This window comes from Flavonifractor sp. AGMB03687, assembly GCF_017811815.1.
Taxonomy (GTDB): Bacteria; Bacillota; Clostridia; order Oscillospirales; family Oscillospiraceae; genus Flavonifractor.
Genome location: NZ_JADKZI010000004.1, coordinates 88,479 through 102,234, shown reverse-complemented (window position 1 = coordinate 102,234; position 13,756 = coordinate 88,479). Strand labels below are relative to the sequence as shown.

The window sequence follows — 13,756 nt, the reverse complement described above, 5'->3', positions numbered from 1 at the left end:
GGACACCTCGTTTCCACAAATTCATAGCTATTTTATCACAGTTTTCCCCATCTGACAATCCGCTCTTTTCGTTGACTCGACATGGGTGGGATGATATAATAGGATGATTATGACAAGAATAACCGGGAGGATGACATATGTGGATCTCGGACGGATGGAAAGACTATGAACTGCTGGACTGCGGTGGGGGAGAGCGGCTGGAGCGCTGGGGCAAGCACATCCTGGTGCGGCCCGATCCCCAGGCCATCTGGCGGCCGGAGGGGAAGAACCCCGGCTGGCGGAAGTACGACGCCCGGTATCAGCGCTCCTCCACCGGCGGAGGCCAGTGGGTGAAGAAGGATCTGCCGCCCCGCTGGACGCTGGATTACAAGGAGCTTACCTTTAATATCAAACCCATGAACTTCAAGCACACCGGCCTGTTTCCCGAGCAGGCGGCCAACTGGGACTTTGCCATGGAGCGCATCCGCGCCGCCGGGCGGCCCATCCGGGTGCTCAACCTGTTTGCCTACACCGGCGGAGCCACCGTGGCCTGCGCCGCGGCGGGGGCCAGCGTGTGCCACGTGGACGCCGCCAAGGGCATGGTGAGCTGGGCCCGGGAGAACGCCGCTTCCTCCGGCTTAACCGACGCCCCCATCCGCTGGATCGTGGATGACTGCGGCAAGTTCGTGGAGCGGGAGATCCGCCGGGGCCGCAAGTACGACGCGGTCATCATGGACCCGCCCTCCTACGGACGGGGCCCCTCCGGCGAGATCTGGAAGCTGGAGGAGAACCTGTTTCCCTTTGTGGAGCTGGTGAGCGGGGTGCTGTCGGACGAGCCCCTGTTCTTCCTCATCAATTCCTACACCACCGGCCTGTCCGCCTCGGTGCTTACCTATCTGCTGGAGACCCTGGTGTCCCGCAAGTATGGCGGACATACCGACAGCCAGGAGCTGGGCCTGCGGGTGACCTCCACCGGTCTGGCGCTGCCCTGCGGCGCTACCGGCCGCTGGATCTGCGACTAAGAAGGAGTAACTATGGGACAAGCCATTCTTGAGACAAAGGACCTGCACTTCCGCTACGACGAGGAGGAAGGACCCTCCCCCGTGGTGCTGGACGGGGTGGATCTCCAGATCGAGGAGGGCACCTTCGTGGCGGTGCTGGGTCACAACGGGTCGGGGAAATCCACCCTGGCCAAGCATATGAACGCCATTCTGCTGCCCTCCGGCGGCAAGGTGTACGTAAACGGCATGGACACCGCCGACGAGGACAAGCTGCTGGACATCCGGCGTACCGTGGGCATGGTGTTCCAGAACCCGGACAACCAGATCGTGGCCAACGTGGTGGAGGAGGACGTGGCCTTCGCCCCCGAGAACCTGGGGGTGGAGCCCTCCGAGATCCGCCGCCGGGTGGACGACGCCCTGAAGGCGGTGGGTATGTACGAGTACCGGGAGCACGCCCCCCATCTGCTCTCCGGCGGCCAGAAGCAGCGGGTGGCCATCGCCGGCGTCATCGCCATGCAGCCCCGCTGCATCGTGCTGGACGAGCCCACCGCCATGCTGGACCCCATCGGCCGGGCGGAGGTTTTGAAGACCATCAAGCAGCTCAACCGCACCTCCGGCGTGACGGTGGTGCTTATCACCCACCACATGGACGAGGCCGCCCAGGCCGACCGGCTGGTGGTCATGTCCAAGGGCAAGGTCATTGCCGACGGCGCCCCCGGGGCGGTATTCCAGCAGGTGGAGGAGCTGAAGGCCGTGGGCCTCACCGTCCCCGAGACCACCGAGCTGCTGTGGGAGCTGCGCAAGGCCGGACTGGACGTATCCCTGGACGCCCTCAGTGATGAGGAGTGTGCCCAGGAGCTGTATCAGCTGCTGAACCAGGGCGTTACCCCGTAAGGGGAATGCACCATTGTGATAAAGGACTGAGCAAATTGGAACCGATCATACAGACGGAGCGCCTGAGCCATATCTACTCCGCCGGCACCCCCTTTGAGCATGGGGCCCTGGTGGACGTGGACTTTACCGCCTACCGCGGGGAGTACCTGGGCATCATCGGCCACACCGGCTCGGGGAAATCCACCCTGATCCAGCACCTCAACGGCCTTTTAAAGCCCACCTCGGGCAGAGTGCTCTTTGAGGGCAAGGATATCTGGGAGAGCAAGGAGCGTACCCGCCAGACCCGCTTCCAGGTGGGACTGGTGTTCCAGTACCCTGAGTACCAGCTCTTTGAGGAGACTGTTTACAAGGACATCGCCTTCGGCCCCGGCAACATGGGGCTGGACCCGGACGAGATCGACCGCCGGGTGCGGGAGGCCGCCCAGTTCGTGGGCCTGAAGGAGGAGACCCTGGAGAAATCCCCCTTTGAGCTCTCCGGCGGCCAGAAGCGCCGGGTGGCCATCGCCGGCGTCATTGCCATGGAGCCCTCGGTGCTCATTCTGGACGAGCCTACCGCAGGCCTGGATCCGGTGGGCGTGGACTCCATTCTGGGCAACATCCACGACTACCACGTGGCCAAGAACGCCACCATCATCATCGTCTCCCACTCCATGGAGGAGATGGCCCGGACGGTGGACCGCATCGTGGTGGTCAACGACGGCAAGATCCCCTTTTCCGGCACCCCCCGGGAGGTTTTCGCCAACGGGGACGAGCTGGAGCGCATCGGCCTGGGCGTGCCTGCCATGACCCGGGTGTTCCATCGCCTGAAAGCCATGGGCGTGGACATCGACCCCTCGGTGTATACCATCGAGCAGGCCAGAGACGCCATTCTGGCGGCCATGGCAAAGAAGGGGGGCAAGTGAGATGGCACTGAAAGACATCACCCTGGGGCAGTATTTCCCCGGTAAGACCATCATTCACCGGCTGGACCCCCGCACCAAGCTCATCGGCACCATCGCCTATATCGTGGCCCTTTTCCTGGCGGCCAACGTGGTGAGCTATGCCATCCTGATGGTGGTGCTGGCCGCCCTCATCGCCATTTCCAAGGTGGGGCTGAAGAGCATCCTGCGGGGCATGAAGCCCATCTTTGTCATCATCGTCATCACGGCGATCCTCAACCTGTTCTTTACCCCCGGACAGGGGGAGCCTCTGGTGGCCTTTGGCATCATTACCATCTATGCGGAGGGCATCCGGTCGGCGGTGTTCATGATCCTGCGGATCATGATGCTCATCACCTGCACCTTCCTGCTGACTTATACCACCTCTCCCATCATGCTCACCGACGGCCTGGAGAAGCTGCTCAGCCCTCTGAAGGCCATCAAGGTGCCCATCCATGAGCTGGCCATGATAATGTCCATCGCGCTGCGGTTCATCCCCACCCTCATTGAGGAAACCGACAAGATCATGTGCGCCCAGAAGGCCAGAGGCGCCGACTTCGACACCGGCAACCTGATCCAGAAGGCCAAGGCCCTGGTGCCCCTGCTGGTGCCCCTGTTCATCTCCGCCTTCCGCCGGGCCGACGAGCTGGCGGTGGCCATGGAGTGCCGCTGCTACCACGGCGGCAGCGGCCGTACCCGCCTGCGTCAGCTGAAGATGACCGGCATGGACGTGGCCGCTCTGCTGCTCTCCCTGGCCCTGTGCGTGGGTATCGGAGTGCTGGGCCACTTCGGCTGGTGAGGGGAGCAAACTTTTACCAAAATTTAAGGTGTGCTTAAAGATTTATGAGAAATATTGCTTTAAGGTTAATGTATGTGGGCACGGCCTACCACGGCTGGCAGGTCCAGAAGAACGCGGTTACCGTGGCCGAGACCCTGGAGAAGGCCCTGGCCACCGTAGTGGGCCACCCGGTGAAGTGTACCGGCGCGGGCCGCACCGATGCGGGGGTCCACGCGGAGACCTATGTGGCCAACTTCCGCACCACCTCCCGCATCCCCTGTGACCGGCTGCCCCTGGCGGTGAATACCCGGCTGCCCGACGACATTGTGGTGGTGAAGGCCACCGAGGTGCCCGACGAGTTCAACGCCATCGGCTCCTGCATCAAAAAGGAGTACACCTACCGCATCTATAACTCCCACATCCGCAACGCTTTTTATGTGGACCGGGCCTGGTTCTACCCCAAGCACCTGGACGAAACGGTCATGCAGCGGGCGGCCTCCCACTTTGTGGGCACCCACGACTTTGCCGCCGTCCGCAGCGTGGGCACCGAGACCCGCACCACCGTGCGGACGGTCCACTACTTTGACATCAGCCGGGACGGGCTGATGATCCAGTGTAAGGTGTGCGCCGACGGCTTTTTGTACAACATGGTACGGGCCATGGTGGGCACCTGCGTCTACGCCGCCGAGGGGAAATTCTCTCCCGACGACGTGCCCTCCATTCTGGAGGGCTGCAACCGAACCGCCGCCGGGCCCACGGTGCCCGCCGGCGGCCTGTACATGACCAAGCTTTGGTACAACGAGGATGTGTTGTAATGCCCCGCCACATATTTTCCAACCAGCCGCATAGACTGGAGAAGGACAAGGAGGGCCGGCAGGCCGGCAGGACGGAGAAACGGCCCAACCGCCTGCTTCGGCTGCTGGCCTTTCTGCTTACCGTGGCCCTGATGCTGGGCGCGGTGGTCCTCATCGTTAACTACGACAAACTGAATTTTGACTTTGTGAAGCGGTGGTTCTCCTACCGCAGTCTCAGCCGCACCGACAGCGGACAGGCCGAGTCCTTCCCCTTCGACGGGGACGGCACCAGCACCTTCGCCACCCTGGACGGGGACCTGCTGGTGTGCTCCTCCACCGGTGTGCGGCTCTACTCCGCCAGCGGTCAGGTGTACGTGGACCGCACGGTGGTCATGGAGCACCCGGTGGCCGTGTCCGCCGGGAATACCGCCCTGGCCTACGACGCCGGGGGACAGACCCTGCTGGTCTGCCGGGACCGGGAGGAGGCCTTCTCCCTGGAGCTGAGCAGCGACGAGCAGATCCTGTCCGCCGACGTGAATGAGAGCGGCTGGATGGTGGTGGTCACCCAGATCAGCGGCTACAAGGGCGTGGTCACGGTATACGACAGCCAGTTCCAGCCCAAGATGCAGGTGAGCCTGTCCAGCCGCTTCGTTATGGACGCCGCTCTGTCTGCCGACAACCGGACGGTGGTGCTGCTCACCATGGGCCTCACCGACGGCACCTTCTCCAGCACGGCGGAGTTCTATCCGGTGGGGGGGAGCACCTCTACGGAGGCTGCGCCCGAGACCAGCACCCTGGTGGGGAGCGAGGTCATCCTGGAGATGACTTGGGACTCCTACGGTATCTGGGCTCTGGGTGAGAGCAGCGTCTACCACCTGAACGGCGACGGCGAGCTGACGGGGAGCTGCTCCTACGCCGGCCGCTACCTGAAGGGCTATTCCCTGGACGGCGACGGCACCGTGGCCCTGCTGCTGGGCAAGTACCGGGCGGGCAGCTCCGCCCAGCTGGTGGTGGTGGACGACCAGGGCGAGGAGCGGGCCGTGCTGGCCATGGAGGAGCAGGTGCTCTCCATCTCGGCCGCCGGACGCTATGTGGGCGTGCTCACCGCCGACCGGCTGGACATCTATGACCAGGATCTGAGCCTTTACAACACCCTGGACGGTACCCAGAGCGCCCGCAAGGTGCTCCAGCGGTCCGACGGCAGCGCCATGCTCATCGACAACAGTACGGCGCGGATCTATGTGCCCCAATAATCTGGAGGAACCCTACCTATGGCAATTATCTTTGAAGTGATCGTGGCGGCAGTGCTCATCGCCTTTGTGGTGCTGGGTGCCAAGCGCGGTTTGGTCCTGTCCCTGTGCGGCCTGCTGGGTGTGCTGGTGGCCTTCACCGGCGCCAGCGTGCTGGCCCGCACCTTGTCTCCCATGGTGGCCGACGCCCTGGAACCCCGGTTCGCCTCCGCCATTGAGGAGCAGCTCAACGAACAGATCGCCCAGAGCGTGGAGGAGGGGACCGCCGGGGCGGAGGAACAGCTTACCCCCGACAACCTGCCCCTTCAGGACGTGCTCAACGCCCTGCGTGACATGGGCTTTTACGAGTCCCTGGTGGAGAGCGTCAACCATGCGGTGGAGAACGGCATGACCGAGGTGGCCGCCAGCGCGGCGGCCAAGGTGGCAGCCGCCATCGCCCAGTCGGTGGCCTATCTCATCCTCTTCCTGGTGGGCTTCGTGGTCATCCTCATTCTGTGGAAGGTGGTGAGCCGGGCCCTCAACCTGGTGGCGCGGCTGCCGGTGCTCCACTTCCTGAACAAGAGCCTGGGCGCCGTGTTCGGCCTGCTCCAGGGCTGCATCATCCTCTTTGTGGCCGCCTGGGCCATCCAGTTTATGGGGGGCCTCATTCCGGCGGAGACGGTGGAGCAGACGGTGCTGCTGAAATTCTTCATGACCACCAACCCCATGAGCCTGCTCTTCGGGCTGTAAGCAACCATTACCAAAGAGAGAAAATCAGGTGAATTGATATGACAGTCCCCAACATCCTATCCATCTTCCGGCTGATCCTGGTGCCGGTGTTCGCGGTGATCTTTTTCCAGCCGTGGCCCAACGCCCACCCCTGTGCGGCGCTGGTCTATCTGGTGGCCTTCCTCACCGACATTGCCGACGGCTGGATCGCCCGCCACTTCAACCAGGTCACCCGGCTGGGCCGCATCCTGGACCCCATGGCGGACAAGCTGATGACCTTTACCGTCATCATCTGCATCACGGTGGATGAGGTGATCCCCCTGTGGGCGGTCATTGTGTTTTTCTGCAAGGAGCTGTGCATGGCCATCGGCGGCTACATCATGTACCGCAAGCTGGGGGACGTGATCCCCTCCAACTGGCTGGGCAAGCTGTCCACCGGCGTGTTTTTCGTGGTGTGCGGCGGCCTGGTGCTGTTCCCCGGCCTGCCCAGACCCTGCCGGGTGGGCCTCATCGGCTTCGCCCTCGCCCTGACCCTGGCCGCCCTGTGCGGATACATCTACCAGTTTTGCAGGACATTGCGGGAAAGAAAGCCGGCCTGATTCATATCCAGTTCATAATTTCGGATTAGAATCATCTCTCCGGGGAGGAGGCCCATCCGGGGCCGTCCCCGCCAAAGGAGCTGAAACAGATATGCAACCCACACTTTGTTCCAGATGCCACAAGAATGTGGCCGTCATTTTTATTCAGAAGATGGAGGCAGGCACCACCAAGAGTGAGGGCCTGTGCCTCAAGTGCGCCAAAGAGCTGGGCATCAAGCCCGTGGAAGATATGATGCAGAAGATGGGCATCACCGACGAGGACCTGGAGGGTCTGACCAATGAGATGATGTCCGCTTTCGGCGGAGCCGAGGGTATGGAGGGCCTGGTCCCCAGCGAGGACGGTGAGCAGGACGAGGAGGACGAGGGCAAGACCGCCACCTTCCCCTTCCTGAACAAGCTGTTTGGCGGCGGCGCCCAGAACCCCCAGAACCAGAACCCCGAGCGGGAGAACGGTCGGTCTGAGCGGTCCGACAAGGACAAGAAGGGGGATAAGCCTCCCAAGCGGAAGTTTTTGGAGAACTATTGTATCTCCCTGACCCAGAAGGCCGCCGACGGCAAGTTGGACAAGATCATCGGCCGGGACGAGGAGATCCAGCGCACCATCCAGATCCTCAACCGCCGGCAGAAGAACAACCCCTGCCTCATCGGCGAACCCGGCGTGGGCAAGACCGCTATCGCCGAGGGCCTGGCCCAGAAGATCTACCAGCGGGATGTGCCCTACAAGCTGCTGGACAAGGAGGTCTACCTGCTGGACCTGACCGCCCTGGTGGCAGGCACCCAGTTCCGCGGCCAGTTTGAGAGCCGCATGAAGGGCCTCATTGAGGAGATCAAGAAGCTGGGCAACATCATCCTGGTCATCGACGAGGTCCACAACATCGTGGGTGCTGGCGATGCCGAGGGTTCCATGAACGCCGCCAACGTCCTCAAGCCCGCTCTGAGCCGGGGCGAGATCCAGGTTATCGGCGCCACTACCCTCACCGAGTACCGCAAGTACATTGAGAAGGACTCCGCCCTGGAGCGGCGGTTCCAGCCGGTGATCGTGGAGGAGCCCTCCATCGAGGACAGCGTGAAAATTCTTCAGGGCATTGCCCCCTACTACGAGAAGTACCACTTTGTCTCCATCTCCCCTGAAATGTGCCGCCTGGCCGTCACCATGAGCGAGCGGTACATCACCGACCGCTACCTGCCAGACAAGGCTATCGACCTTATCGACGAGGCCTGCTCCGACGTGAACCTCCACAACAAGGCCCTGGCCCGTGAGGTGGAAGTGAAGAAGGAGCTGGAGAAGCTGGGGCAGGAGCGGGAGAACCTGATGGTGGAGGCCAACGACCGGGACTACAAGCGCCAGACCGCCCTCAAGAACAACGAGGGCCGCCAGAGCGAGATCCGCCGGGAGCTGAACAAGCTCACCGCCGAGCACGACTCCCTCATGGGCAATCCCGCCACCACCGAGGCCCTGGGGGCCAACGAGCGGCGGCAGGCCAACTTCCGCCGGGAGCTGGACAACCTGGCCGCCGAGCGGGAGCAGCTGATGGCCGACCAGGGCAGCAGCAAGGACTACGAGCGGCTGGCCGCTATCAAGAGCCGGGAGATGCAGCTCCAGGACGAGCTGAGCAAGCTGGACGCCCAGAGCGCCCCGCCCCTGACGGTACAGCACCTGGCCCGGGTCATCGAGCTGTGGACCAAGATCCCCGCCAGCCAGATCCAGGAGGCCGAGTACGAGCGCCTGGCCAAGCTGGAGGACCGCCTGAAGGAGCATCTCATCGGCCAGGACGAGGCGGTCCACGCCGTGGCTGCCGCGGTCCGCCGTGGCCGGGTGGGTATCGCCTCCAAGCGCAAGCCTGTGTCCTTCATCTTTGTGGGCTCCACCGGCGTGGGCAAGACCGAGCTGGTCAAGCGGCTGGCCATGGATATGTTCCACTCGCCCGAGTCCCTCATCCGACTGGATATGTCGGAGTTCATGGAGAAGTTCGCCGTCTCCCGCATCATCGGCTCGCCTCCGGGTTATGTGGGCTATGACGAGGCCGGCCAGCTCACCGAGAAGGTGCGCCGCAAGCCCTACTGCGTCATCCTCTTCGACGAGATCGAGAAGGCCCACCCCGACGTGCTCAACATCCTGCTGCAGATCCTGGACGACGGCCACATTACCGACGCTCAGGGCCGCAACGTGAACTTCGAGAATACCGTTATCGTCATGACCTCCAACGCGGGCAGCGACGCCCGCACCTCTGCCGGCAGCGTGGGCTTTGGCCGTACCGCCGACGAGCAGGGAAGAGAGCGGACCATGAAGGCCCTGGAGTCCTTCCTGCGACCTGAGTTCATCAACCGAGTGGACGAGATCGTCTACTTCAACAAGCTGTCCGAGGACAACTTCAAGGCCATTGCCGCCATCATGCTGGGCGAGCTGCGGGACACCCTGAAGGAGAAGAGCATCACCTTCACCTGGGACGACGCCCTGCTGGACCACCTGGTGCGCAAGTCCTACTCCCAGACCTACGGCGCCCGCAACCTGCGCCGTCAGATCCAGAAGGACCTGGAGGACGACATCGCCACCAAGCTCATCGACAGCTACCAGCATCCCATTTCCGCCATCCACGCCACCTCCGACGGGGAGAAGGCCGTGGTCACGGCGGAGTGATCCCCTGTCGAACGAAGTTGACATAAGCGAAAAGAGCCTCAGGCATTCTGCCTGGGGCTCTTTTGATATTTTGTTCGCAAAATAAAAGAAATGGTGTCATTTTTGAAAAAATCTGAGAGTGACTTGTCGAATGGCCTGTTTTCTGGTATGCTATACATAATAGCCCCAAAAGGGGGCGGCAAAACCAGAGCACAGAAAGGAAATCCCATGGTGAAACACAGAAAAACAGCAACCAGGCTGCTGGCGGGCGTCCTGCTGGCGGCTGTCCTCCCGCTGCCTGTCGGCACTGCCAGCGCTGCCGGGTCCAGTTTTGACGACGTGGTGCCCGGCGCGTGGTACGCCGGTGCCGTCAGCTATGTGTATGATAACGGCCTGATGAGCGGTGTCTCCAGCAGCAGCTTCGCCCCGGAGCTGTCCATGAGCCGGGCCATGCTGGCCACCGTCCTCTACCGCATGGCGGGCAGCCCGGCGGTGAGCGGTCAGGATAACTTTACCGATACCGATAACAACGCATGGTACTCCGACGCGGTGCTGTGGGCCCAGCAGAAGGGCTACGTGACGGGCTACAACAGCCAGACCTTCGGCACCAACGACCCGGTGACCCGGGAGCAGGTGGCCACCATTCTGTGGCGCTACGCGGGCAGCCCCGCCGCCGGTGCCTCGGCAGGCTACGCCGATGCCGACCAGATCTCCAACTGGGCCACCGAGGCCGCCGACTGGGCCAAGGAGGACGAGATCATCAGCGGCAAGCCGGGCAACTGCTTCGACCCCGCCGGTCTGGCTACCCGGGCGGAGGCGGCGGTGATGCTGACCCGCTACGACCAGAACAGTGAGCCGGTGCCGGAGCCCACGCCTACCCCCACACCCACTCCGACCCCGACGCCAACTCCTACACCCACCCCCACGGCGTCGGTGGAGCCTACGCCGGAGCCTACCCCGGACCCCACGCCCACTCCTACCCCCAAGCCCACCCCCACGCCGCTGCCCATCCCCGCCAATCCCTATGACAGCAGCGCCTTCGTGGTCAACGAAAACGGCTTTCTGACCTATGAGGGGGACGCCTCCAGCTACATCGGCATCGACGTCTCCTCCCATCAGGGAGAGATCGATTGGGAGAAGGTGGCTGCCTCCGGTGTGGACTTTGCGATTATCCGGGCGGGTTACCGGGGCTACACCGTGGGTAAGATTGTCCAGGATCCCTATTTTACCAAGAACATGGAGGGGGCCATCGCCGCCGGGATCGACGTAGGCGTCTACTTCTTCTCTCAGGCTGTCAACGAACAGGAGGCAGTGGAGGAAGCCCTCCAGACCCTGGAGTGGATCCGGGATTATGACGTCACCTATCCCGTGGTGTTCGACTGGGAGTACGTCAGCGACAGCAGCAGCCGTACATACAATATGACCTATCAGGAGATCATCGACTGCACCCAGGCATTCAATCAGCTGGTGGAGGCGGCGGGATACCAGGGCATGGTCTATAGCAACCCCAATATGGTCAATAAGGGCTTCGATCTGTCCCAGCTGCAGGACTATCCCTTCTGGCTGGCCCATTATACCAGTGGTATGACGCCCACCACCTTCCCGTACTACTACGATATGTGGCAGTACTCCAGCAGCGGAACAGTAGATGGCATCTCCGGCCGGGTGGACCTGAACATCTGCCTGACCGATCTGAAGTCCCGCAGATAAGCAAAAAGCCCCCTCACCATGGGAGCCATCAAAACAGGGAGCGCCGCGTTTGCGGCGCTCTTTTTTTGCGCACGGGGCATTGACAGATGGGGGAAGGAGGGGTATGATAGTACCATAATAAATGGCATATGCCAAAAACGGCAGATGCAGAAAAGGAGAGACCGATTATGAAGATCGCGGTTGCCAGCGTTGGAACGGAAGTGGGTGGCCACTTCGGTCACTGTGAGCATTTCCGGATTTATACCGTGGAGAACGGCCAGGTCGTGGGGGAGGAGCTGGTGCCCAACCCGGAGCACAAGCCCGGCTTCCTGCCCAACTTCCTGGGTGACATGGGGGTAGAGGTAGTCATCGCCGGCGGCATGGGCGCCCACGCCGTGTCCCTGTTCCAGCAGCGGAACATCCAGATCATGATGGGTGTGCAGGGCGATGCCCGTACCGCCGTGGACCAGTACCTGAAGGGGGAGCTGAAGTCCACCGACGCCGTCTGCCACCACCATGACCACGAGCATGAGCATGGCCACGACCACCACTGCGGCGGCCATCACGAATAAGAAAAGCAGCAGGCCCCCGCCGGTTGATCCGGCGGGGGCCATTTTGTATGATGTGGTATGATTACAGACCATCGTGGCTGACTGCACGGTTGATGGCGGACAGGATGCCCTTCAGAGGGGCCAGATTGATGTTGTGGCTCATGCCCACACCGAACCAGTCTTTGCCCTCCTCGTCCTGGAGGTGGATGTAGGCCACGGCCTGGGAGTCAGAGCCCCGCTTGATGGCGTGCTCCTTGTAGTCCACGAAGGTGAACCGGTCCATCTTCTGGCCGTGGATGGCGTTGAAGAAGGCGTCAATGGGGCCGTTGCCGGAGCCCTGGACCTGGAACAGGGTGTCGGTGTGGCGGATGGTGCCGGCGAAGGTGACGTGGGAGTGGCCCTCCTCGTCGGTGAACTCAGCGAAGGAGTGGCGCACCATCTCGTAGGGCTTGACGGCGTCGATGTAGTGGGTCTTGAACAGGTCGTAGATGGCGTCGGCCTTGAGCTCCTTGCCCACCCGGTCGGTCTCCACCTGGACGATATGGCCGAACTCGGGGTGCATGGCCTTGGGCAGGTCGAAGCCAAAGGAGTGCTGCATGACGAAGGCGGCGCCGCCCTTGCCGGACTGGGAGTTGATGCGGATGATGGGCTCGTACTGACGGCCCACGTCGGCGGGGTCGATGGGCAGGTAGGGCACCTCCCAGTACTCGGTGCCGCTCTCCTCCATGTAGCGGGTGCCCTTGTTGATGGCGTCCTGGTGAGAGCCGGAGAAGGCGGTGAACACCAGCTCGCCTACGTAGGGCTGCCGCTCGCCGATCTTCATCTTGGTGACCTTCTCGTACACGTCACGGATCTTGTTGATGTTGGAGAAGTCCAGCTTGGGGTCCACGCCCTGGGTGTACAGGTTGAGGGCCAGGGTGACCATATCCACGTTGCCGGTACGCTCGCCGTTGCCGAAGAGGGTGGCCTCCACACGCTCGGCGCCCGCCAGCAGGCCCATCTCGGCGGTGGCCACACCCTCGCCCCGGTCGTTGTGGGGGTGGAGGGAGATGATGGCACACTCACGGCTGGGCAGCTTGTCGATGAAGTACTCGATCTCATCGGCGAAGTAGTTGGGCATGCAGTTCTCCACGGTGGTGGGCAGGTTGAGGATGATCTTGTTCTCAGGGGTGGCGCCGATGGCCTCGATGACGGCCTGGCAGATCTCCACGGCGGCGTCCATCTCGGTGCCCATGAAGGACTCGGGGGAGTACTGGTAGCGCAGGTCCATGCCCTTGTCGATGGCGGGCTGGCTCAGCTCCCGGATGAGCTGGGCGGCGTCCACGGCGATCTTGGTGACGCCGGCCACGTCAGTGTGGAACACCACCTTGCGCTGCAGGGTGGAGGTGGAGTTGTAGAAGTGGAAGATGACGTGCTTGGCGCCGTCAATGGCCTCAAAGGTCTTGCGGATCAGGTGCTCTCTGGCCTGGACCAGCACCTGGATGGTCACGTCGTCAGGGATGTGGCCGCCTTCGATGAGGGTGCGGATAAACTCGTACTCGGTCTCGGAGGCGGAGGGGAAGCCCACCTCGATCTCCTTCACGCCAATGTCTACCAGGGTATGGAAGAGCTCCAGCTTTTCCTCCACGTTCATGGGGTCGATGAGGGCCTGGTTGCCGTCACGCAGGTCTACGGAGCACCAGATGGGGGGCGCCTTCAGCTCCTTGTCAGGCCAGGCGCGCTTTTCCATTTTGAGGGGGACGAAGGGGATGTACTTTTCCTGTGCAGGTTTCATAATAGCAGTTCCTCCTTGGGGTCAGGGAATAAGAAAACGCCCCTGACCAGATTATGGTCAGGGGCGTAAGATACGCGGTACCACCCTGCTTCCGCCCGCCGTCACCGGCGGACGCTCATGGCCTCCAACAAGGCCCCGGCCGATAACGTGGCCGTGACGGCCTGCCCTACAACAGCGCTTCAGGCAGGCGGCTCCGGGATCAGTA

The 13,756-nt window shown here is 62.5% G+C and carries 12 protein-coding genes and 1 other annotated feature (1 of these 13 running past the window's edge); of the genes, 11 read left to right on the top strand and 1 reads right to left on the bottom strand.

The window, feature by feature from the left end:
* Nucleotides 1-137 precede the first annotated feature (137 nt).
* The 11 genes from J9789_RS09620 (at nucleotide 138) to J9789_RS09570 (ending at nucleotide 11,798) form a co-directional block, all read left to right on the top strand.
* Nucleotides 138-1,001, top strand: coding sequence for a class I SAM-dependent methyltransferase (locus tag J9789_RS09620; protein ID WP_209344834.1), 864 nt, complete (start codon nucleotides 138-140; stop codon nucleotides 999-1,001).
* Nucleotides 1,002-1,013: 12 nt separating this feature from the next.
* Complete coding sequence (locus tag J9789_RS09615; RefSeq protein ID WP_209344832.1) at nucleotides 1,014-1,874, top strand: energy-coupling factor transporter ATPase; 861 nt, start codon at nucleotides 1,014-1,016, stop codon at nucleotides 1,872-1,874.
* Nucleotides 1,875-1,909: 35 nt separating this feature from the next.
* Nucleotides 1,910-2,776, top strand: a complete 867-nt coding sequence (locus tag J9789_RS09610) for an energy-coupling factor transporter ATPase (RefSeq protein WP_209344830.1) — start codon at nucleotides 1,910-1,912, stop codon at nucleotides 2,774-2,776.
* Nucleotide 2,777: 1 nt separating this feature from the next.
* Nucleotides 2,778-3,590, top strand: coding sequence for an energy-coupling factor transporter transmembrane component T (locus tag J9789_RS09605; protein WP_209344828.1), 813 nt, complete (start codon nucleotides 2,778-2,780; stop codon nucleotides 3,588-3,590).
* A gap of 44 nt (nucleotides 3,591-3,634) precedes the next feature.
* Nucleotides 3,635-4,384 (top strand): tRNA pseudouridine(38-40) synthase TruA, encoded by a 750-nt coding sequence (gene truA / locus J9789_RS09600; RefSeq protein ID WP_209344826.1) that lies wholly within the window; start codon nucleotides 3,635-3,637, stop codon nucleotides 4,382-4,384.
* Nucleotides 4,384-5,616, top strand: coding sequence for a DUF5711 family protein (locus tag J9789_RS09595; RefSeq protein ID WP_245185195.1), 1,233 nt, complete (start codon nucleotides 4,384-4,386; stop codon nucleotides 5,614-5,616). The genes truA and J9789_RS09595 overlap by 1 nt, the downstream gene beginning before the upstream one ends.
* Before the next feature lie 18 nt (nucleotides 5,617-5,634).
* The gene (locus tag J9789_RS09590) at nucleotides 5,635-6,342 is read left to right on the top strand and encodes a CvpA family protein (RefSeq protein ID WP_209344824.1); all 708 of its coding nucleotides are present in this window, start codon (nucleotides 5,635-5,637) and stop codon (nucleotides 6,340-6,342) included.
* A gap of 38 nt (nucleotides 6,343-6,380) precedes the next feature.
* Nucleotides 6,381-6,920 carry a CDP-alcohol phosphatidyltransferase family protein gene (locus J9789_RS09585; RefSeq protein WP_209344822.1) on the top strand — a complete coding sequence of 180 codons (540 nt, stop codon included), beginning with the start codon at nucleotides 6,381-6,383 and terminating at the stop codon, nucleotides 6,918-6,920.
* A 91-nt stretch (nucleotides 6,921-7,011) separates the two neighbouring features.
* Nucleotides 7,012-9,558 (top strand): ATP-dependent Clp protease ATP-binding subunit, encoded by a 2,547-nt coding sequence (locus J9789_RS09580; protein ID WP_209344820.1) that lies wholly within the window; start codon nucleotides 7,012-7,014, stop codon nucleotides 9,556-9,558.
* Between the two features lie 207 nt (nucleotides 9,559-9,765).
* Nucleotides 9,766-11,247 (top strand): GH25 family lysozyme, encoded by a 1,482-nt coding sequence (locus J9789_RS09575; protein ID WP_209344818.1) that lies wholly within the window; start codon nucleotides 9,766-9,768, stop codon nucleotides 11,245-11,247.
* A gap of 167 nt (nucleotides 11,248-11,414) precedes the next feature.
* A complete protein-coding gene (locus tag J9789_RS09570) occupies nucleotides 11,415-11,798 on the top strand; it encodes a NifB/NifX family molybdenum-iron cluster-binding protein (RefSeq protein ID WP_209344817.1) in 384 nt (127 codons plus the stop codon).
* Between the two features lie 61 nt (nucleotides 11,799-11,859).
* Here the strand turns inward: J9789_RS09570 and leuA are convergent, their stop codons facing one another.
* Nucleotides 11,860-13,551, bottom strand: a complete 1,692-nt coding sequence (gene leuA / locus J9789_RS09565; protein ID WP_209344815.1) for a 2-isopropylmalate synthase — start codon at nucleotides 13,549-13,551, stop codon at nucleotides 11,860-11,862.
* 56 nt (nucleotides 13,552-13,607) lie between these two features.
* Nucleotides 13,608-13,756, bottom strand: a binding site (T-box leader); it runs 86 nt beyond the window's last position.

Bases quoted from the DNA above. Each gene is read 5' to 3' on its own strand.
- J9789_RS09620 (WP_209344834.1), top strand. From the start codon at position 138: ATGTGGATCTCGGACGGATGGAAAGACTATGAACTGCTGGACTGCGGT.
- J9789_RS09615 (WP_209344832.1), top strand. From the start codon at position 1,014: ATGGGACAAGCCATTCTTGAGACAAAGGACCTGCACTTCCGCTACGAC.
- J9789_RS09605 (WP_209344828.1), top strand. From the start codon at position 2,778: ATGGCACTGAAAGACATCACCCTGGGGCAGTATTTCCCCGGTAAGACC.
- truA (WP_209344826.1), top strand. From the start codon at position 3,635: ATGAGAAATATTGCTTTAAGGTTAATGTATGTGGGCACGGCCTACCAC.
- J9789_RS09595 (WP_245185195.1), top strand. From the start codon at position 4,384: ATGCCCCGCCACATATTTTCCAACCAGCCGCATAGACTGGAGAAGGAC.
- J9789_RS09590 (WP_209344824.1), top strand. From the start codon at position 5,635: ATGGCAATTATCTTTGAAGTGATCGTGGCGGCAGTGCTCATCGCCTTT.
- J9789_RS09585 (WP_209344822.1), top strand. From the start codon at position 6,381: ATGACAGTCCCCAACATCCTATCCATCTTCCGGCTGATCCTGGTGCCG.
- J9789_RS09580 (WP_209344820.1), top strand. From the start codon at position 7,012: ATGCAACCCACACTTTGTTCCAGATGCCACAAGAATGTGGCCGTCATT.
- J9789_RS09575 (WP_209344818.1), top strand. From the start codon at position 9,766: ATGGTGAAACACAGAAAAACAGCAACCAGGCTGCTGGCGGGCGTCCTG.
- J9789_RS09570 (WP_209344817.1), top strand. From the start codon at position 11,415: ATGAAGATCGCGGTTGCCAGCGTTGGAACGGAAGTGGGTGGCCACTTC.
- leuA (WP_209344815.1), bottom strand. From the start codon at position 13,551: ATGAAACCTGCACAGGAAAAGTACATCCCCTTCGTCCCCCTCAAAATG.